Source organism: Stenotrophomonas sp. LGBM10 (assembly GCF_046736075.1).
GTDB lineage: Bacteria > Pseudomonadota > Gammaproteobacteria > Xanthomonadales > Xanthomonadaceae > Stenotrophomonas.
Genome location: NZ_CP177163.1, coordinates 4,110,826 through 4,129,478 on the forward strand (window position 1 = coordinate 4,110,826; position 18,653 = coordinate 4,129,478).

At 65.9% G+C, this 18,653-nt stretch carries 18 protein-coding genes; 9 read left to right on the plus strand and 9 right to left on the minus strand.

All coding sequences use genetic code 11. The features are described 5' to 3' along the window. Positions 1 to 262 precede the first annotated feature (262 nt). The 6 genes from ACLB90_RS18120 to ykgO all read right to left on the minus strand — a co-directional run bounded on the left by ACLB90_RS18120 (position 263) and on the right by ykgO (position 4,949). A complete protein-coding gene (locus ACLB90_RS18120; protein ID WP_411850753.1) occupies positions 263 to 1,498 on the minus strand; it encodes a TraB/GumN family protein in 1,236 nt (411 codons plus the stop codon). Next, a complete protein-coding gene (locus ACLB90_RS18125; RefSeq protein WP_411850754.1) occupies positions 1,491 to 2,021 on the minus strand; it encodes an N-acetyltransferase family protein in 531 nt (176 codons plus the stop codon). Before ACLB90_RS18125 ends, ACLB90_RS18120 begins: the two co-directional genes overlap by 8 nt. 19 nt (positions 2,022 to 2,040) lie before the next feature. Further along, a complete protein-coding gene (locus ACLB90_RS18130) occupies positions 2,041 to 2,928 on the minus strand; it encodes a carbon-nitrogen hydrolase (protein ID WP_411850755.1) in 888 nt (295 codons plus the stop codon). A 331-nt stretch (positions 2,929 to 3,259) separates the two neighbouring features. Further along, a complete protein-coding gene (locus ACLB90_RS18135) occupies positions 3,260 to 4,297 on the minus strand; it encodes an agmatine/peptidylarginine deiminase (protein ID WP_411850756.1) in 1,038 nt (345 codons plus the stop codon). Positions 4,298 to 4,341: 44 nt separating this feature from the next. Then, a complete protein-coding gene (locus ACLB90_RS18140) occupies positions 4,342 to 4,668 on the minus strand; it encodes a hypothetical protein (protein ID WP_411850757.1) in 327 nt (108 codons plus the stop codon). 155 nt (positions 4,669 to 4,823) lie between these two features. After that, entirely contained in the window at positions 4,824 to 4,949 is a 126-nt protein-coding gene (gene ykgO, locus ACLB90_RS18145) for a type B 50S ribosomal protein L36 (protein ID WP_017355593.1), read from the minus strand. A 194-nt stretch (positions 4,950 to 5,143) separates the two neighbouring features. Here ykgO and cmk point away from each other — a divergent pair, with 194 nt between their 5' ends. The 8 genes from cmk (at position 5,144) to galU (ending at position 13,461) form a co-directional block, all read left to right on the plus strand. Beyond that, positions 5,144 to 5,824, plus strand: a complete 681-nt coding sequence (gene cmk / locus ACLB90_RS18150; protein ID WP_017355594.1) for a (d)CMP kinase — start codon at positions 5,144 to 5,146, stop codon at positions 5,822 to 5,824. Positions 5,825 to 6,019: 195 nt separating this feature from the next. Beyond that, the gene (rpsA, locus tag ACLB90_RS18155) at positions 6,020 to 7,705 is read left to right on the plus strand and encodes a 30S ribosomal protein S1 (RefSeq protein WP_411850758.1); all 1,686 of its coding nucleotides are present in this window, start codon (positions 6,020 to 6,022) and stop codon (positions 7,703 to 7,705) included. 89 nt (positions 7,706 to 7,794) lie between these two features. Further along, a complete protein-coding gene (locus ACLB90_RS18160) occupies positions 7,795 to 8,100 on the plus strand; it encodes an integration host factor subunit beta (RefSeq protein WP_017355596.1) in 306 nt (101 codons plus the stop codon). Between the two features lie 102 nt (positions 8,101 to 8,202). Further along, positions 8,203 to 8,487, plus strand: a complete 285-nt coding sequence (locus ACLB90_RS18165) for a LapA family protein (RefSeq protein WP_411850759.1) — start codon at positions 8,203 to 8,205, stop codon at positions 8,485 to 8,487. A 6-nt stretch (positions 8,488 to 8,493) separates the two neighbouring features. Beyond that, positions 8,494 to 9,672 carry a lipopolysaccharide assembly protein LapB gene (lapB, locus tag ACLB90_RS18170; protein ID WP_017355598.1) on the plus strand — a complete coding sequence of 393 codons (1,179 nt, stop codon included), beginning with the start codon at positions 8,494 to 8,496 and terminating at the stop codon, positions 9,670 to 9,672. Between the two features lie 33 nt (positions 9,673 to 9,705). Next, entirely contained in the window at positions 9,706 to 10,653 is a 948-nt protein-coding gene (locus ACLB90_RS18175) for an MraY family glycosyltransferase (protein WP_411852795.1), read from the plus strand. A 16-nt stretch (positions 10,654 to 10,669) separates the two neighbouring features. Next, positions 10,670 to 12,577 carry a polysaccharide biosynthesis protein gene (locus tag ACLB90_RS18180; protein WP_411850760.1) on the plus strand — a complete coding sequence of 636 codons (1,908 nt, stop codon included), beginning with the start codon at positions 10,670 to 10,672 and terminating at the stop codon, positions 12,575 to 12,577. Beyond that, entirely contained in the window at positions 12,577 to 13,461 is an 885-nt protein-coding gene (galU, locus tag ACLB90_RS18185; protein ID WP_411850761.1) for a UTP--glucose-1-phosphate uridylyltransferase GalU, read from the plus strand. Before ACLB90_RS18180 ends, galU begins: the two co-directional genes overlap by 1 nt. A gap of 131 nt (positions 13,462 to 13,592) precedes the next feature. Here galU and ACLB90_RS18190 read toward each other — a convergent pair whose 3' ends face one another. From ACLB90_RS18190 to ACLB90_RS18200, 3 genes are read right to left on the minus strand one after another with little or no spacing between them, the layout of a single operon-like run. Continuing rightward, entirely contained in the window at positions 13,593 to 14,801 is a 1,209-nt protein-coding gene (locus tag ACLB90_RS18190; protein WP_411850762.1) for an acetyl-CoA C-acyltransferase, read from the minus strand. Positions 14,802 to 14,823: 22 nt separating this feature from the next. Next, on the minus strand, positions 14,824 to 17,196 hold the full coding sequence (locus tag ACLB90_RS18195) for a 3-hydroxyacyl-CoA dehydrogenase/enoyl-CoA hydratase family protein (RefSeq protein WP_411850763.1): 2,373 nt from the start codon (positions 17,194 to 17,196) through the stop codon (positions 14,824 to 14,826). A 44-nt stretch (positions 17,197 to 17,240) separates the two neighbouring features. Next, positions 17,241 to 17,903: a TetR/AcrR family transcriptional regulator gene (locus tag ACLB90_RS18200; RefSeq protein WP_411850764.1), complete on the minus strand. Its 663-nt coding sequence runs from the start codon at positions 17,901 to 17,903 to the stop codon at positions 17,241 to 17,243. Positions 17,904 to 18,223: 320 nt separating this feature from the next. Here ACLB90_RS18200 and ndk point away from each other — a divergent pair, with 320 nt between their 5' ends. Further along, positions 18,224 to 18,649: a nucleoside-diphosphate kinase gene (gene ndk / locus ACLB90_RS18205; RefSeq protein WP_017355605.1), complete on the plus strand. Its 426-nt coding sequence runs from the start codon at positions 18,224 to 18,226 to the stop codon at positions 18,647 to 18,649. Positions 18,650 to 18,653 lie beyond the last annotated feature (4 nt).

Sequence of the window (18,653 nt, forward strand, 5' to 3'; positions counted from 1 at the left end):
CAGCCGACCAACGGTCGGCTCCACCCGCGCAGGTGGGGTAGTGCCGGCCGCTGGCCGGCTCCCAGAATCAAAGGCAGCCGACCAACGGTCGGCTCTACCCGCGCAGGTGGGGTGCCGGCCGCTGGCCGGCTTCCCCAAAACCAACGGCAGCCGACCAACGGTCGGCTCCACCCGGCGCAGGTGGGGTAGTGCCGGCCGCTGGCCCGCTCCCCAAAAAACCAACGGCAGCCGACCAACGGTCGGCTCTACCCCGCGTCGGCGGTCAACCGCCGACTTTGTGCCAGACCTGGAACCCGGTCAGCCACAGGCCCAGCATGCTGCCGAGGTTGGTCAGCATGAAGGTGAGCACCACCCGGGTGACGCGGTTGCGGTACCAGCCCTTCACACTCTGGGCGTCATCGCGCAGTTTGAGGAAGTCCTCATACGCCGGCTTGCGCAGGCGCGCTTCGACCAGCGCCGAGAACGCGCCCGTGGGGATGCTCAGGCGGAACGGCTTGAACGGGGCGACCACGATGGCGGTCAGGATGCTCAGCGGATGGCTGCCCGCCAGCAGGCAGCCCAGGCCGGCCAGACCGCCGGTATACATCGCCCAGGTCGCCAGCAGTTCGGTACCCACGCCCAGGCCACCGCGGTAGAAGCCAACGGCAATGCCGGTCAGCACGATCGCCAGGATGGTCAGCGTGATCCACGGAATGTTGCGCTTCTTCGGCACGTCTTCCAGCGATTCCCGCAGGGGGCCGGGCGCGTCGGTATCGGTTTCCAGGTAGCGGGCCAGTCCGGCCAGGTGGCCGGCACCGACCACGGCCAGTACGTTGCGCTGGGCCGGATCGCGGGTCTCACGCAGGCGGGTGGCCATGTAGCGGTCGCGCTCGCCGATGATGGTTTCATACAGTGCCGGGCTTTCGCTGGCGAACTCGCCGAAGCTGGCTTCGAGCATGTCGCCCTGCTTGAGCTTCTCGATCTCGTCCTCGCCCACGTCTTCGGAGGCGAACAGGCCGGCACCCAGACCCATCACCAGCTTGATCTTGCCGAAGAAGCCCAGCCGCTGCGACGCGCGCTTGAAGGTCAGGCCGACTTCGCGGTCGATCAGGTGCACCGGCAGGTGGTGTTCGTTGGCCAGGGTGACCGCACGCTTGAGTTCAGCGCCCGGCTCGATGCCGAGCTGTTCGGCGAGCCGGCGCTGGTAGGCGGCCAGCGCCAGGTTGGCCGCGAACAACGCGACACGCCCCTTGCGGATCACCTCGACCAGGTCGAGCTTGGCCAGCGCATCGGGGTTGGTCAGTGCCTGCAGGCGCTGCGCGTCCAGCTCCACGGCGACGGCATCGAAGCGACCGCTGCCGATCGCGCGCTCCACCGCTTCGACGCTGGCCTGCGAGACGTGTGCGGTGCCGAGCAGGGTGTAGTGCACGCCATCGCGCTCGACTACGCGCACGGGCTGGCCGGCGAACAGGGTATCGCCGGTATCGTCGATCTGGGTATCAGTCATTGCATCATTCATTCGAAGGGGCGCTGTCGGCACCATCGCCGAGCGCACGCTGCATCTGGACGGTGTCCAGCCAGCGGCCATGCTTGCGGCCGAGGCCGCGGAAAACGCCAACGGTGTGGAAACCGAAGCGTTCGTGCAGTTTGATCGAGGCGGTGTTCGACGGTTCGCCGATCACCGCCACCATCTGCCGGTAGCCACGCGCCACGCACGCATCGATCAGGCCCTGCATCAGGGCCGTGCCGACCCCACGCCCCTGGAACGCCGCATCCACGTAGACCGAGTTCTCCACGGTCCACTGGTAGGCGATGCGGCCCCGGTACGTGTTGGCATAGGCGTAGCCGGCGACCCGGCCATCCACCTCGGCAACGAGGTACGGAAAGCCGCGCGCCACGATGTCGTGCATGCGGCGCTGCATCTCCGCCGCGACGGGTACGTCATACTCGTAGGTGTTGACGAAGTCGGTCACTTCCACCGCGTAGATGGCGGTGATGGCCGCGATATCGGCATCGTTGGCGTCGCGCAGCAGCACGGTCACGGGGCAGGGTCCTGGGGGATCAGTCGATGTAGCGCTTGAGCAGGTCGCCATAGGCATCGATGCGGCGATCACGCAGGAACGGCCAGATCCGGCGCACGTGCTCGCTGCGCTGCAGGTCCACGTCGCAGATCAGCACGGTCGGCTCGGTGCCGGCCTCGGCGATGAACTCGCCCTGCGGGCCGAGCACATGGCTGTTGCCCCAGAACTGGATGCCCGAAGCACCCAGCGGCGAGGCTTCGTGGCCGACGCGGTTGCAGCTCAGCACCGGCACGCCGTTGGCGACGGCGTGGCCGCGGTGGCTCAGCACCCAGGCATCGCGCTGGCGGGTCTGTTCGTCCTGCTGGTCGTCCGGGTCCCAGCCGATCGCGGTGGGGTAGAGCAGCAGTTCGGCGCCGGCCAGCGCCATCAGGCGCGCCGCTTCCGGATACCACTGGTCCCAGCACACGAGCACGCCGAGGCGGCCAACCGAGGTGTCGATCGGCTTGAAGCCGATGTCGCCGGGCGTGAAGTAGAACTTTTCGTAGAAGCCCGGATCGTCCGGGATGTGCATCTTGCGGTACTTGCCCAGCAGCGTGCCGTCCTTTTCAAAGACGACCGCAGTGTTGTGGTACAGCCCGGCGGCACGGCGCTCGAACAGCGAGCCGACGATCACCACGCCGTGCTGCTTCGCCAGCGCACCCAGGCGCTCGGTGCTCGGACCCGGAATCGGCTCGGCCAGGTCGAACTCGTCAACCGACTCGTGCTGGCAGAAGTACGCGCCGTTGTGCAGTTCCTGCAGCAGGATCAGCTTGGCACCCTGGGCGGCCGCTTCAGCCACGCGCGTCTCGATCACGGCCAGATTGGCGGCGGCGTCACCGTGGTTGCGCTCCTGGATCAGGGCGACGGAAAGGGTGTGGCGTGAGCTCATCCGGGGCGGGTCCTGCAGGGGGAAAAACGCAGTTTATCGCGGATGGGTGCACGCAGCGTGCTGGGCGATAAATGGGGGGCAGCTGGCAGCGAAAAGCGGCTGTTCGGTGTTACGGGCTGGGCCGACCGGCGGGCAGCCCCGACAGTTGATCGCACGCGGCAGGAAAGGGCAGACACGCATGTGAACTTGCCCCCCAGCCGTTGATACTCCTGCGGCCACCGAACCACCGCCGGGCCAGCCCGGACCACGTAGGACCCAGAGGCTGTTGGCCCAAAACCAAATGCGCCGGGCAAAGCCCGGCGCAAAGGAAACCATCTATTGCCGACGTCCCTTATGCCGCCAACAGCCCGGCAGGCAACTGCATGGTGATGCAGTGCAGGCTGCCGTTCTGCCAGATCAGCGAGCGGCAGGGCACCGGCACGATCTCGCGGTCCGGGTACGCCTTCGCCAGCACCGCGCGGGCGGCCTCGTCGGCGACGTCGCCATAGGCCGGCATCAGCACCGCGCCGTTGAGGATCAGGTAGTTGGCGTAGGACGCAGCCAGGCGGCGGCCTTCGTCAATGACCGGCTGTGCCCACGGCAGCGGGAACAGGCGGTACGGCGCGCCGTCGGCGGTGCGCAGCGCGGCCAGTTCATTGCCCATTGCCTGCAGTTCGGCGAAGTGCGAATCGCTGCTGTCGTCGCAGGCCTGGTAGACGATGCTGTCCACCGAGGCAAAGCGGGCCAGGGTATCGATGTGCGCGTCGGTGTCGTCGCCTTCCAGATAGCCGTGGTCCAGCCACAGCACCCGGTCCTGCGCCAGCCAGTTCGCCAGGTCGGCGCTCAGCGAGGCGCGGTCGCGATCCGGGTGCCGCTCGTGCAGGCACTGCCAGGTGGTCAGCAGCGTGCCGGCGCCGTCGGTTTCGATGCCGCCGCCTTCCAGTGCGAACGGGATGCTCTGCAGTTCGGCATTGGCGAACACGCCTGCGCCGTGCAGCACCCCGACCAGCTGATCGTCCAGGCTGGCGTCGAACTTGCCGCCCCAACCGGTGAAGCGGAAGTCGAGCAGGCGGAAGCCACCGTCGGCGCGCTTGAGCGTGATCGGGCCGGAGTCGCGCAGCCAGGTGTCGTCGTACTGCGCGGTGACGAACCGGACGCGGTCCATGTCGATGCGGTTGGAGCGCAGGCGCGCGTCGGCGTAGGCCTCCAGGTCATCGTCGGCAACGATGATCACCACCGGCTGGAAACGGGTGATGGCCGCCACCAGGGCGATGTAGGTGTCCTCCACGTCGCCCAGGCGGTCAGCCCAGTCGGTATCGGCGTGGGGCCAGGCAATCAGGATGGCGGACTGGGATTCCCATTCGGCCGGAAAGCGGAGCGTGTCGTTCATGATCTCGGTGCGATGGCCCGCCGGTTGGCAGGCGGTAGGAGGGGTCAGCGGATCGCCGGCTTGGGCCCGATCTCGTTGGCATCGGCCTGGTTGGCGACCACGTCGATCACCTTCTGCTTCTCGAAGTAGACGGTGAACTGCGGGTACACCCAGCGGTGGATGGTCGGCCACTGGCGCTTCTGCCCGCCGCGCGGCTCCAGGCGTTCGCCCGGGTCGCCGAACTGGGACTGGACCTGCTGCATGCTCTGGCCGCGCACGGGCAGCGCCACGGCGGGCTTCTCGCGGCTGCGGTCGATCAGCAGGGTGTCGGCATGGACGCTGGAACAGGCCAGCAGGGCCAGCAGCGGCAGGGTGGTCAGGTAACGCTTCATCTCGATCTACTCCCCAGTGGTCAAGAAAAAAGAAGGTGTCACAGCCAGCGGCCGTGACCTGCCCGGCGATTACAGCAAAAACGGCAACAAAAAACCGCCCGGAGGCGGCTTTTTGTTCAGGCAGGTCGCGACCGGAGGACGCGACGTCCTTCGGCTCAGCGCTGGCGAGCCTTGAAACGCGGGTTCGACTTGCAGATCACGAAGATCTTGCCACGGCGGCGAACGACCTTGCAGTCACGGTGACGGGACTTGGCCGACTTCAGGGAAGACAGGACTTTCATTGCATACCTCGGCGTAAACGTTGGATTCGGTTGGAGCGCGGCCGCGATATGCAGATGACAATCGGCAGGTGACGCTCGCTCAAGCCCGCCATTCTACCGGTCTTTTTTCCATCCTTTCAAGTGGTTGCACGAAAAAGGTCTCGGGCAGCCCCGGGCAGGGGCTAGAATGGCCCGTCAAAATCACCGGGAAACCCATGAATCAGCTTCCTTCCGTGCTCACCATCGACGGCCCGTCCGGGGCCGGCAAGGGGACCGTCAGCCGCATTGTCGCACGCCGACTGGGCTGGCATTACCTGGATTCGGGCGCCCTGTACCGCGCCGTGGGCGTGGCCGCCAGCTGGGCCGATATCGACACCTCAGACGCCTCGGCGCTGGTCCGCTGCACCTTTGACACCCACGTCCGCTTCGTCGAATCGGCCGATGGCGGGCTGCGCGTGCTGGTCAACGATACCGACGCCACCGACGAGCTGCGACTGGAGACCACCGGCGCCCTGGCATCGGCCATCGCGGCCATCCCGGAGGTCCGCGCGGCCCTGAAAGAGCGCCAGCGCGCATTCAGGATCGAGCCCGGTCTGGTTGCCGACGGGCGTGACATGGGCACCGTCATCTTCCCGGATGCCCCATTCAAGGTCTTTTTGACCGCCAGCGCCGAGGAGCGGGCGGAGCGGCGGCATAAGCAGTTGAAAGACAAGGGGGTTTCTGTTAACTTTGAAGACCTCCTGCGCGAGATCATGGCCCGCGACGCCCGTGATGCACAGCGCACAGTGGCGCCCCTGAAGCCGGCAGACGATGCCGTCATCATCGACACCAGTGGTATCGGCATCGACGCCGTCGTTGCCAAGGTACTGGATCTGCTTCCGGTTTCGGGTGCCTGATCCGTTGTAAGGAGGGTCGTCAGTCCATCGACGGCAGTCGCACCACTGCAAGGCAACAACAGCTCCGTCCCGCAATGATGCGTGGCGGTTTTCCTACTTAACACACGACCTGCCGTACCGGGGTCGACCAACAGGCGGGCAGTAAACGGAACCCTTGCGGGGACCAATGCCCATGTGTCCAACAGAGTAAATCTAATGACCGAATCATTTGCCGAACTGTTCGAAGCCAGTCAGGCCAATCTGGCCAAGCTGAAGCCGGGCGCCATCGTCAGCGGTGTTGTCGTTGAAGTCCGCGGCGACGTCGTGGTGATCAACGCCGGCCTGAAGTCCGAAGGCATCGTGCCGATCGAGCAGTTCCGTAACGACGCTGGCGAGATCGATGTCGCCGAAGGCGACGTCGTCAAGGTCGCCCTCGACTCGATCGAGAACGGCTTCGGTGAAACCGTCCTGTCGCGCGAGAAGGCCAAGCGCGCGATGGTGTGGGACGAGCTGGAAGAAGCGTTGGAAAAGAACGAAACCATCACCGGCCGCATCAGCGGCAAGGTCAAGGGTGGTTTCACCGTGGACATCAAGGATGTCCGCGCGTTCCTGCCCGGTTCGCTGGTGGATGTGCGCCCGGTGCGCGACCCGGCCTACCTGGAAGGCAAGGAGCTGGAATTCAAGCTCATCAAGCTGGACCGCAAGCGTAACAACGTCGTGGTCTCGCGTCGTGCAGTCGTCGAAAGCGAGCACTCGGAAGAGCGCGAGCAGCTGATGGACAAGCTGCAGGAAGGCGCGATCCTGAAGGGTGTCGTCAAGAACCTGACCGATTACGGCGCGTTCGTGGACCTGGGCGGTATCGACGGCCTGCTGCACATCACCGACATGGCCTGGAAGCGCGTGCGCCACCCGTCCGAAGTCGTGAACGTCGGCGACGAGCTGGACGTCCGCGTGCTGAAGTTCGACCGCGAGCGCAACCGCGTTTCGCTGGGTCTGAAGCAGCTGGGCGAGGATCCGTGGGACAACATCGCCCGTCGTTACCCGGCCAACAGCCGCGTCTTCGGCAAGGTCTCCAACGTCACCGATTACGGCGCATTCGTCGAGATCGAGCCGGGCGTCGAAGGTCTGGTGCACGTGTCCGAGATGGATTGGACCAACAAGAACGTCAACCCGTCCAAGGTTGTGCAGGTCGGTGACGAAGTTGAAGTCATGGTCCTGGACGTCGACGAGGAGCGTCGCCGAATCTCGCTGGGCATGAAGCAGGTTGCCGCCAATCCGTGGGAGACCTTCGCTGCCATCCACAAGAAGGGCGACAAGGTGTCGGGCCAGATCAAGTCGATCACCGACTTCGGCATCTTCATCGGCCTGGACGGCGGTATCGATGGCCTGGTGCACCTGTCGGACATCAGCTGGAACACCACCGGCGAAGACGTGGTCCGCAACTTCAAGAAGGGCGACACCCTGGACGCAGTGGTCCTGGCCGTCGATCCGGAACGCGAGCGCATCAGCCTGGGCGTCAAGCAGCTGGAGCAGGATCCGTTCGGCCAGTACATGGCTGCCAATCCGAAGGGTTCCAAGGTCGAAGGCGTGGTCAAGGAAGTGGACGCCAAGGGCGCTACCATCGAACTGGCTGACGGCATCGAAGGCTACGTGTCCGCTCGCGACGTTGCGAACGAGCGCGTTGACGACGCGACCCAGTTCCTGAAGGTCGGCGACAAGGTCGAAGCCAAGTTCGTGGGCATGGACCGCAAGGGCCGTACCCTGCAGCTGTCGATCAAGGCCAAGGACGACGCGGAAATGCGCGAAGTGCTGGAGGAATACCAGTCCTCTTCGGCGTCCAGCGGCACCACCCAGCTCGGCGCGCTGCTGCGTGCACAGCTGAACGGCAACAAGTCCGAGTAATCGGCCTTACCCGTAGCAGTCGTTTCCTGGACGGCCCGGACTTTTGTCCGGGCCGTTTCAGGGTCTGGTTTCCTCCCCAAGAGCCCGTAATGACCAAATCCGAGCTGATCGAAATCCTGGCGCGCCGACAGGCGCATCTGAAGTCGGACGATGTCGATCTGGCGGTGAAGTCGTTGCTGGAAATGATGGGTGGGGCGCTGGCCGGCGGTGATCGCATCGAGATCCGCGGGTTCGGCAGTTTTTCGTTGCACTACCGGCCACCGCGCCTCGGGCGCAACCCCAAGACGGGGGAGTCGGTGGCATTGCCGGGCAAGCATGTCCCGCATTTCAAGCCGGGCAAGGAATTGCGCGAGCGCGTCAGCGCCGTCGTGCCGCTGGAAAGCGATCCTGCCTGAGCCGTCGCATCCGCATCCCGGATGCATGAATCCGCCGCGTCGGCTGGTAGAGCGGAGTGTTAGTCCGCTACTCTTGAGGCCTTCCGGAACTGGAGCTGGTGCATGAACGTCGTACGTCTACTCGTCCTGCTGGCAGTTCTGGTGGTCGGGCTCATCGTCGGCGCGCTCAACTCGCAGCCGATCGCCATCAGCCTGGGCTTCACCCAGATCGCCACGACCACCGGTCTGGCCATCATCATCTCGCTGCTGTCCGGAGCCCTGATCGGGGGCGCCCTGGTCCTGGCAAGCATGGTCATCCCGCTGTATTCCAAACTGCGCAAGGCGCAGAAGGCCGCCCCCGTGGTGGTCGCTACACCCCCTTCTTCTTCTCCTTTCGACGGACGCTGAGCGCCGATGGAATTTGTCTCCGAGTGGTTCTGGTTTTTCCTGTGTCTGCCGTTGGCGGCGCTGTCGGGCTGGGTGATCGGCCGGCGCGGTGGCCAGCGTCATGGCGACAACCAGGTCAGCCGGCTGTCCAGCACCTACTTCCGTGGCCTGAACTATCTGCTCAATGAGCAGCCGGACAAGGCGATCGAACTGTTCCTGCACATCGCCGAGCTGGACAAGGAAACCTTCGAGACCCAGGTCGCCTTGGGCCACCTGTTCCGCCGCCGGGGCGAGGTCGACCGTGCGATCCGCCTGCACCAGGGCCTGGTCAACCGCAGTGACCTCAGCGATGCCCAGCGCGTACAGGCGCTGCTTGCCCTCGGCGAGGACTACATGAAGTCCGGCCTGCTCGACCGTGCCGAAACCGTGTTCACCGAACTGGCCCAGATCGACCAGCGCGCCCCGCAGGCGCTCAAGCACCTGATCGGCATCTACCAGGCCGAACGCGACTGGGAAAAGGCGATCGATAACGCCAGCCGCTTCGAGGAAGTCACCGGCGAGCCGATGGGCAAGCTGATCGGTCAGTTCGAGTGCGAGCTGGCTGAGCGCTACCGCGGTGCCGATCGTGTCGACGATGCACGCGCGGCCATCGCGCGTGCCTACCAGGCCGATGCCATGTCGGTGCGTGCGGGCATCATCGAAGGCCGCCTGGAGTCCGATGTCGGCCATCACGAAGCGGCGGTAAGGGCGTTCGAGCGTGCCGCGCGCAACGACCCGGATTACCTGCCCGAGCTGTTGCCGGCCCTGATGCAGAACTACCGCAAGGTCGGCGATCTGGCCGGCGCGCGCGCGTTCCTGTCGGAGATGACCGAACACTACCGTGGCATCGCCCCGGTGCTTGCGCTGACCCAGCTGATGGAAGAACAGGAGGGCGTGGCGCCTGCCCGCGCCTACCTGGGCCGCCAGCTCAAGGACCGTCCGTCGGTTCGCGGTGAGTCGGCGCTGATCGATCTCACCCTGGCGGACGGCGCCGATGCCACGGCCACGCTGCACGATCTCAAACACATCACCGACCAGTTGCTGGTCCGCAATCCGGCCTATCGCTGCACGCGCTGCGGCTTCGGTGCGCGGACGCACCACTGGCAATGCCCCAGCTGCAAGGAGTGGGGGACGGTCAAGCCGCTGCTGAACTACGCGGTGCTGTAAGTGTCGATCCCCTGGATTTGGCTGGTCGACCTGATGGCCTTCATGGCCCTCTCGGCGGCCCTGACCTGGTGCGCGCGCCGGTATGCCCTGCGCCGCAACCTGATGGATCAGCCCGGCGAACGCCGCAGCCACGGCGTCGCCACCCCGCGCGGTGGCGGCATCGCGATCGTGGTGACCCTGCTGCTGGCCTGCCTGGCCGCTGCGCTGATCTGGCCGGGGGCCGCTACCGTGCTGCTGGTGTTCGCCATCGGGCTGGGCATGGTGGCGGGGGTTGGCTGGTGGGACGACCACCATCCGCTGCCGGCGCTGCGGCGCCTGCTGGTGCACCTGGTTGCATCCGCACTGCTGGCGGGCCTGGTCTGGCAGATGACGGGCAACGCGGTGCAGTCGGTGTTGGCCCTGTTGTTTACGGTGTCGTTGATCAACATCTGGAACTTCATGGATGGGATCAACGGCATTGCCACCACCCAGGCGATCCTGGCCGCAATGGCGTTCGCCCTGGTGCTGCCGTCGCCCTATGGCCTGGCCGGGGTCGTGCTTGGGCTGGCCTGCCTGGGCTTCCTGCCGTTCAATTTCCCGCAGGCGCGCATCTTCATGGGCGACGTCGGCAGTGGTGCGCTCGGCTATGCGATCGCGGCGCTGGTGTGCCTGACCAGCGTGGTCACCGACATCCAGTGGGTGCTGCTGCTGGTGCCGCTGACCGCCTTCCTTGTGGACGCCGGCTTCACACTGTTGTCGCGCATGCTGTCTGGGCAACGTTGGACGCAACCCCACACGCAGCACCTGTATCAGTGGATGGTGAAAAGTGGTGCAAGCCACAGTTTCACCACCGGTATGTACTTTGTTTTTGGTTTATTCAGTGTCGCGGTGTTTAATGCTTGCACACATTTGCAGCCGAGGTGGGAGGCTGCCGTGGCTGTCGCGTGGATGATCCTCGCGACCGGCCTTTGGCTACTCCTGCGCAAGGGAATGCGCTTCTAGAAGGATTGTGCTTTTTATGACGCCTTGGCAGGACCGTTTTACCGGCTTGATTCCGCGAGCCGCCATCGTCGCCCACGATCTGTTCATGGTGTGGGCCTGTTGGCAGCTGCTGCACGCCGGCCGCTATTCCATGCTTCCCGATGCACCGGCACTGCCGCTGTGGAACATCGATACCTCGCTGGTATTGGTGATCCAGGCGGTTGTGTTCTGGCGGGTGGGCCTGTATCGCGGCCTCTGGCGCTTTGCCAGCGTGGCCGACCTGCTCAACATCTTCAAGGCCAGCTTCATCGGCCTGCTGGCCATCGTGGTGGCGCTGGCCTACAAGCGCTTCAACGGCGTGCCGATGTCCGTGCTGGTGATCTATCCGTTCGCGCTGTCCGCGCTGCTGGGCGCGCCGCGCCTGCTTTATCGCGCGTGGAAGGACTACCAGGCGCTGCAGTCGGACGCGAGCGCGCGCCGCGTGCTGATTCTGGGCGCGGGCCAGGCGGCCGAAGCGCTGGTGCGCGACCTGCGCCGTTCCGGCGACTTCCAGCCGGTCGGGCTGCTGGACGATGCGCCGCACCTGCAGGGGGCCAAGCTGCAGGGCCTGCCGATTCTGGGCACGCTGGACGATGCCTCGGCCGTGGTCCGCGAAACGGCTGCCAAGCTGCTGGTGATTGCCATTCCCTCGCTGGATGCGGTCGGCATGCAGCGCGTGGTCGCCCTGTGCGAAAGCACCGGGGTGCCGTTCCGCATGGTGCCCAAGCTCAACGACATCCTGCTCGGGCATTCGCTGCCGGGCCAGCTCAAGGAGGTCGCGATCGAGGACCTGCTGGGCCGCAAGCCGATTCTGCCCGACTGGGCCCTGATCCGTGGCTGGCTGGGCGGCCGTACCGTCCTGGTCACCGGTGCGGGCGGCTCGATCGGCTCGGAACTGTGCCGTCAGTGCGCGCGCCACGGCGCCGGCCGCATCATTCTGCTTGAGATGAGCGAGCTGCTGCTGCTGACCATCGAGGCCGAGCTGAAGCGCAGTTTCCCCGATCTGGAAGTGGAGGCCGTGCTGGGCGACTGCGGCGATCCGGCCGTGATCCGCCATGCGCTGTCGCTGTCGCACGTGGATGCCGTGTTCCATGCCGCCGCCTACAAACAGGTGCCGGTGCTGGAGCGCCAGCTGCGCGAAGCGGTGCGCAACAACATCCTGTCCACCGAGACGGTGGCGCGCGCCTGCGTCGAGGCGCGCATCGAACACTTCGTCTTCATCTCCACCGACAAGGCGGTCGATCCGGTCAACGCGCTGGGCGCCAGCAAGCGCTACGCGGAGATGATCTGCCAGAGCCTGGACCAGAAGACCAACCACACCCGTTTTGTGACCGTGCGCTTCGGCAACGTGCTGGCCTCCGCCGGCAGCGTGGTTCCGGTGTTCCGCGAGCAGATCCTCAAGGGCGGCCCGGTCACCGTGACCGACCCGGAAGTCACGCGCTACTTCATGACCATTCCGGAAGCCTGCCAGTTGATCCTGCAGGCCGCCGCCTCGGCGTCGCATGGCGCGATCTACACCCTGGACATGGGCGAGCCGGTGCCGATCCGTGTGCTGGCCGAGCAGATGATCCGCCTGGCCGGCAAGCAGCCGTACAAGGACATCGCCATCATCTACACCGGCCTGCGCCCGGGCGAGAAGCTGCACGAGACGCTGTTCTACTCGGACGAGGACTACCGCCCCACGGCGCACCCCAAGATCCTGGAAGCCGGCGTGCGCAGCTTCGCGCGCGAGCAGGTGCTGGGCAACGTGCCGAAACTGCGGGAAGCCATCGCCACGTACGACACCGATGCGATCAACAGCATCCTGTTTGCGACCATGCCCGAGTTCGCGCCATTGCCACAGGACGATAACGTCACCTCCGCTACAGTGCTGCCGTTCCCCGCACGAGAGGCCAACAGGCACTGATGAGCAACAAGCGCATTCGCAAGGCGGTATTCCCGGTGGCGGGTCTGGGTACCCGGTTCCTGCCGGCAACCAAGACCGTGCCCAAGGAAATGCTGCCGATCATTGATCGGCCGCTGATCCAGTACGCGGTCGATGAGGCGATCGAAGCAGGGTGCGACACCCTGATCTTCATCACCAACCGCTACAAGCACGCGGTGGCCGACTACTTCGACAAGGCCTACGAGCTGGAGCAGAAGCTCGAGCGCGCCGGCAAGAAGGAGCAGCTTGAGCTGGTCCGGCACGTGCTGCCCAATGGCGTACGCGCGATCTTCGTCACCCAGGCCGAGGCGCTGGGTCTGGGCCACGCAGTTCTGTGCGCCAAGGCCATTGTCGGCAACGAGCCGTTCGCCGTGCTGCTGCCCGACGACCTGATCTGGAATCGCGGCGACGGCGCGCTCAAGCAGATGGCCGACGCCAACCAGGCCAGCGGTGCCAGCATCATCGCCGTGGAAGACGTGCCGCACGACAAGACCGGCAGCTACGGCATCGTGGCAACCGACGCGTTCGACGGCCGCCAGGGCCGGATCAGCGCGATCGTGGAGAAGCCCAAGCCCGAGGATGCGCCCAGCGATCTGGCCGTGGTGGGCCGCTACGTGCTGAGCCCGGCGATCTTCGACCTGCTCGAATCCACCGGTACCGGTGCCGGCGGCGAGATCCAGCTCACCGATGCCATCGCCGAGCTGCTCAAGACCGAACGCGTGGATGCATACCGCTTCGAAGGGACCCGTTTCGACTGCGGCACCCATCTGGGCCTGGTCGAGGCCACCATCCGCTTCGCGCTCAACAACGAGAAGCTGGCCGGCCCCGCCCGCGAGATGCTCAAGAAGGCGCTCGCCGACGGCTGACCCGGTAGGTACCGACCGTTGGTCGGTACGCGGCGACCTGGTAGGTACCGACCGTTGGTCGGTACGCAACCCCAACAAAAAAGGGCAGCCTCGCGGCTGCCCTTTTCCGTTCTATCGGGCAACGCCCGGCCTTACAGCGCTTCGAAGATACCCGCTGCGCCCATGCCGGTGCCGATGCACATGGTGACCATGCCGTACTTCTGCTGGCGACGGCGCAGGCCGTGCAGCAGGGTGGCGGTACGGATCGCACCGGTGGCGCCCAGCGGATGGCCAAGCGCGATGGCGCCGCCCAGCGGGTTGACCTTGGACGGGTCCAGGCCGCAGTCGCGGATCACCGCCAGGGACTGCGCGGCGAACGCTTCATTGAGCTCGATCCAGTCCAGCTGGTCCTGGGTCAGCCCGGCCTGCTTGAGCGCCTTGGGAATGGCGGCGATCGGGCCGATGCCCATCACTTCCGGACGCACGCCGGCGACCGAGAAACTCACGAAGCGGGCCAGCGGCTTCAGGCCGTAGTCCTTGACGGCCTGCTCGGAGGCGAGCAGCACCGCACCGGCACCGTCGCTCATCTGCGAGGAGTTGCCGGCGGTGACGGTGCCGCCGAACTGGCCGTTGCGGAACACCGGGCGCAGCTTGGCCAGGCCTTCAGCCGACGAATCCAGGCGCGGGCCTTCGTCGGTGTCGACAATGCGGTCGCGGGTGATGATGCGGCGGCCGTCGGCCAGGTCGGGCTGGCGGGTGCGCACATCGTAGGGGCTGATCTCGTCCTTGAACTCGCCATTCTGGATCGCGGCGATGGCCTTCTGGTGCGAGGCGAGGGCGAAGGCGTCCTGCTCCTCACGCGAGACCTTCCATTCCTCGGCGACCTTTTCGGCGGTGATGCCCATGCCGTAGGCGATGGCGACGTGATCGTTGTCGAATACGCTCGGCGCCATCGCGATCTTGTTGCCCATCATCGGCACCATCGACATCGACTCGGTGCCGCCGGCCAGCATCAGGTCGGCGTTGCCCAGGCGGATCTGATCGGCAGCCATCGCCACGGCCTGCAGGCCGGAGGAGCAGAAGCGGTTGACCGTCTGCGCGGCGATGGTGTCCGGCAGGCCGGCCAGCAGCACGCCGATGCGCGCCACGTTCATGCCCTGCTCGGCTTCCGGCATCGCGCAGCCGATGATCGCGTCATCGATGCGGTTGACGTCGATGCCCGGCGCCTGTGCGACCACGGACCGGAGCACGTGGGCGAGCATGTCGTCGGGACGGGTGTTGCGGAACACGCCCTTGGGCGCCTTGCCGACCGGGGTACGGGTGGCGGCGACGATGTAGGCGTCCTGGATTTGCTTGGTCATTGCAGTGATCTCTCTAAAAGGGTCAGTTGCGCAGCGGCTTGCCGGTCTTCAGCATGTGCGCGATGCGGGCCTGGGTCTTTTCCTGCTGGGCCAGTTCGACGAAGTGCTTGCGCTCCAGGGTCAGCAGCCACTCTTCGTCCACCAGCGTGCCGCGGTCGACTTCGCCACCGCACAGCACGGTGGCGATGCGCACCGCGATCTCGTAGTCGTACGGGCTGATGAAACGGCCTTCCAGCATGTTGACGAGCATCATCTTGAAGGTGGCGATGCCGACATCACCGGCAACCTGGATGCGGCGGGCCGGCATCGGCGGACGGTAGCCGCCTTCGGCCAGCGCCTGCACTTCGGCCTTGGCGATATACAGCGCTTCGAAGCTGTTGAAGACCACCTTGTCGGTGGCGCGCATCAGGCCCAGTTCCTTGGCGTTGACCGCCGAGTTGGAGACCTTGGCCATCGCCACGGTTTCGAAGGTCTTCTTCAGCTCGGCGAACACGTCACCGCCGGGGCCGGCGGCCTGCGACGCACGCACCGCCAGTTCCTTCAGACCACCGCCGGCCGGCAGCAGGCCGACGCCCGCTTCAACCAGACCGATGTAGCTTTCCAGTGCGGCCACGCTCTTGGCGCTGTGCATCTGGAACTCGCAGCCGCCGCCCAGTGCCAGGCCGCGCACCGCGGTCACCACCGGCACCAGCGCGTACTTGATCGCCTGGCTGGTGCGCTGGAAGTTGTGCACCATTTCCTCGAACTGGTCGACCTTGCCGGCCTGCAGCAGACCCAGTGCACCGGCCAGGTCCGCACCGGCGGAGAAGGGCTCCTTCTGCTGCCAGATCACCAGGCCCTTGAAGTCCTTCTCGGCGCGCTTGATCGCTTCCTGCAGGCCATCAAGCACGTGGTCGGAGACGGTGTTCATCTTGGTCTTGAAGCTGACCACGGCGATGCCGTCGCCGTCGTGCCACATGCGCACGCCGTCGTTCTCGAACACGGTTTCGCCCGGGCTGAAGGTTTCGCCCAGCAGCGGGTCCGGGAAGCGCTGGCGCTGGTACACCGGCAGCGACGAGCGCGGCAGCTTGGCGTTGCGCGACGGGCTGTAGCTGCCTTCGGCGGCGTGCACGCCATCGCGGCCATCGAACACCCAGTCCGGCAGCGGCGCGTTGCTCATGCTCTTGCCGGCCACGATGTCATCGGCAATCCACTGCGCGACCTGCTTCCAGCCGGCGGCCTGCCAGGTCTCGAACGGGCCGAGCGACCAGCCGTAGCCCCAGCGGATGGCCAGGTCGACGTCGCGCGCGGTCTCGGCGATGTCGGCCAGGTGGTAGGCGCTGTAGTGGAACAGGTCGCGGAAGGTCGCCCACAGGAACTGCGCCTGCGGGTGCTGGCTTTCGCGCAGCTTGGCGAACTTCTCGGCCGGGTTGCGGATCTTCAGGATCTCGACCACTTCCGGCGCGGCAGTGCGGTCGGCGGCGCGGTAGTCCTGCTTCTCCAGGTCCAGCACCACGATGTCCTTGCCGACCTTGCGGAAGATGCCGGCACCGGTCTTCTGGCCCAGCGCGCCCTTGGCGATCAGCGCGTCCAGCCACTTCGGCGAGGTGAAGTACTGGTGCCACGGATCGTCGGGCAGGGTGTCGCCCATCGTCTTGATCACGTGCGCCATCGTGTCCAGACCCACCACGTCGGAGGTGCGGTAGGTGGCCGACTTCGGGCGGCCGACCAGCGGGCCGGTCAGGCCGTCCACTTCGTCGAAGCCCAGGCCGAACTGCTGGGTGTGGTGAATGGTCGACAGGATCGAGAACACGCCGATGCGGTTGCCGATGAAGTTCGGGGTGTCCTTGGCGTACACCACGCCCTTGCCCAGGGTGGTGACCAGGAACGCCTCCAGGCCTTCGAGCACGGCGGCATCGGTGCCGCGCGCCGGGATCAGTTCGGCCAGGTGCATGTAGCGCGGCGGGTTGAAGAAGTGCACGCCGCAGAAGCGGTGGCGCAGCTGCTCGGGCAGCACGTCGGCGAGCTTGTTGATGCCCAGGCCGGAGGTGTTGGAGGCGAGCACGGCGTGGTCGGCCACGAACGGCGCGATCTTCCTGTACAGGTCCTGCTTCCAGTCCATGCGCTCGGCGATGGCCTCGATGATCAGGTCGCAGTCCTTCAACTGCTCCAGGCCGGTCTCGTAGTTAGCCGGGGTGATCGCCTCGGCGTAGGACTTGCTGGCGAGCGGGGCAGGGCTGAGCTTGCCCAGGTTGGCGATGGCCTTGAGCACGATGCCGTCGGCCGGACCTTCCTTGGCAGGCAGGTCGAAGAGCACGGTATCGACGCCGGCGTTGGTCAGGTGGGCCGCGATCTGGGCACCCATGACACCGGCACCCAACACGGCGGCGCGGCGGACTAGCAGGGAATTGGACATGTCGTTATGCCTTTGTTGGTCTGGCAGCCGGGGAGCGCCCGGCGCTACGGGGTGGAAAGGGGCGTCGACGAAGCATCGCTGGTTGCGCTGGCGCGGAACCCGGCTTCGGCGAAGTGGATCAATTCGCGTGCCGCATGGGCACGATGCGCGGCTTCGGTGACACCGGCGGGTCGCTTGATCAGGCCGAAGTCGGCCATCGCATAGGTCAGCGACCCGGCCAGGAAGTCCAGCCGCCAGTACAGCTCTTCCTTGCTCAGGCCCGGCACACAGGCGGCGATCGCCCTGCCGAAGTCCCGCAGGACGTGGCCGTAGTGGTCCGAGAGGAACTTGCGCAGGTTGTCGTTCTTTTCTGCATAGGCCCGGGCGATCACGCGGACGAAGGCGCCGCCGGTCTGGCGGTCCTGGGCCATTGCCAGGGCCGGCTCGACGAAGGCGGCCAGCACCGGGCGCAGTTCGCCGGGCGAGTCGCGGCGGGCCATCTCCAGCTGGGCCAGGCGGGCGGCGGTCATCTCGTCCATGCGGCGCCGGAACACCTCGTTGACCAGGTTCTCCTTGGAGCCGAAGTGGTAATTGACCGCGGCGATGTTCACGTCGGCCTGGCTGGTGACCTGGCGCAGCGACGTGCCGGCAAAACCGTGCTGGGCGAACAGCTCCTCGGCAGCGCCGAGAATGCGGTCCTTGGTGGAGAAGTGAGCGGGTTTGGCCATGAGGTGGAACAGGTTCAATCAAACGATTGTTTGATACTAGACCTGTGGCCGCGCGCTGGCATTGTGCGGCGCACAATGGGGTGGGGGATTCATTCATCCGCGGCCCGGGGGTGCCGCCCGCCGGCCGGCCGTCCCGTGGAGCTGAACGCGGGCGTTTGTCCCGTCGTTCATGGCGCTGCCGGTCAGCGGCCGGCACTACCGCGTGGGCGGGTTACACGTTAGAATCGCCTCACGTATATCAGGCTAAGCCCGCGTTTTGACGCGGGTTTTTTTCATGTTAACCTCGGGCCGATCAGTGGCCCGCCCAACGGAGTATTCCCATGGCGCTGGAGCGCACCCTTTCCATCATCAAGCCGGACGCCGTCGCCAAGAACGTCATCGGTGAAATCTACGCCCGCTTCGAAAAGGCCGGCCTGAAGGTCGTGGCTGCCAAGTACAAGCAGCTGTCGCGCCGTGAAGCCGAAGGCTTCTACGCCGTGCACCGCGAGCGTCCGTTCTTCAACGCGCTGGTCGAGTTCATGATCTCCGGCCCGGTGATGATCCAGGCGCTGGAAGGCGAGAACGCCGTGCTGGCCCACCGCGACCTGCTGGGCGCCACCAATCCGAAGGAAGCCGCTGCGGGCACCATCCGCGCCGACTTCGCCGAATCCATCGATGCCAATGCCGCCCACGGCTCGGACTCGGTCGAGAACGCCGCGATCGAAATCGCCTACTTCTTCGCCGCGACCGACGTCGTCTCGCGCTGAGAGT

Coding starts and splice junctions, on each gene's coding strand:
- ACLB90_RS18165 (WP_411850759.1), top strand. CDS start 8,203: ATGAACGTCGTACGTCTACTCGTCCTGCTGGCAGTTCTGGTGGTCGGG.
- ACLB90_RS18135 (WP_411850756.1), bottom strand. CDS start 4,297: ATGAACGACACGCTCCGCTTTCCGGCCGAATGGGAATCCCAGTCCGCC.
- ACLB90_RS18195 (WP_411850763.1), bottom strand. CDS start 17,196: ATGTCCAATTCCCTGCTAGTCCGCCGCGCCGCCGTGTTGGGTGCCGGT.
- ACLB90_RS18200 (WP_411850764.1), bottom strand. CDS start 17,903: ATGGCCAAACCCGCTCACTTCTCCACCAAGGACCGCATTCTCGGCGCT.
- ACLB90_RS18190 (WP_411850762.1), bottom strand. CDS start 14,801: ATGACCAAGCAAATCCAGGACGCCTACATCGTCGCCGCCACCCGTACC.
- ykgO (WP_017355593.1), bottom strand. CDS start 4,949: ATGAAAGTCCTGTCTTCCCTGAAGTCGGCCAAGTCCCGTCACCGTGAC.
- lapB (WP_017355598.1), top strand. CDS start 8,494: ATGGAATTTGTCTCCGAGTGGTTCTGGTTTTTCCTGTGTCTGCCGTTG.
- ACLB90_RS18160 (WP_017355596.1), top strand. CDS start 7,795: ATGACCAAATCCGAGCTGATCGAAATCCTGGCGCGCCGACAGGCGCAT.
- ACLB90_RS18140 (WP_411850757.1), bottom strand. CDS start 4,668: ATGAAGCGTTACCTGACCACCCTGCCGCTGCTGGCCCTGCTGGCCTGT.
- ACLB90_RS18180 (WP_411850760.1), top strand. CDS start 10,670: ATGACGCCTTGGCAGGACCGTTTTACCGGCTTGATTCCGCGAGCCGCC.
- ACLB90_RS18120 (WP_411850753.1), bottom strand. CDS start 1,498: ATGAATGATGCAATGACTGATACCCAGATCGACGATACCGGCGATACC.
- galU (WP_411850761.1), top strand. CDS start 12,577: ATGAGCAACAAGCGCATTCGCAAGGCGGTATTCCCGGTGGCGGGTCTG.
- rpsA (WP_411850758.1), top strand. CDS start 6,020: ATGACCGAATCATTTGCCGAACTGTTCGAAGCCAGTCAGGCCAATCTG.
- ACLB90_RS18175 (WP_411852795.1), top strand. CDS start 9,706: ATGGCCTTCATGGCCCTCTCGGCGGCCCTGACCTGGTGCGCGCGCCGG.
- ndk (WP_017355605.1), top strand. CDS start 18,224: ATGGCGCTGGAGCGCACCCTTTCCATCATCAAGCCGGACGCCGTCGCC.
- ACLB90_RS18130 (WP_411850755.1), bottom strand. CDS start 2,928: ATGAGCTCACGCCACACCCTTTCCGTCGCCCTGATCCAGGAGCGCAAC.
- cmk (WP_017355594.1), top strand. CDS start 5,144: ATGAATCAGCTTCCTTCCGTGCTCACCATCGACGGCCCGTCCGGGGCC.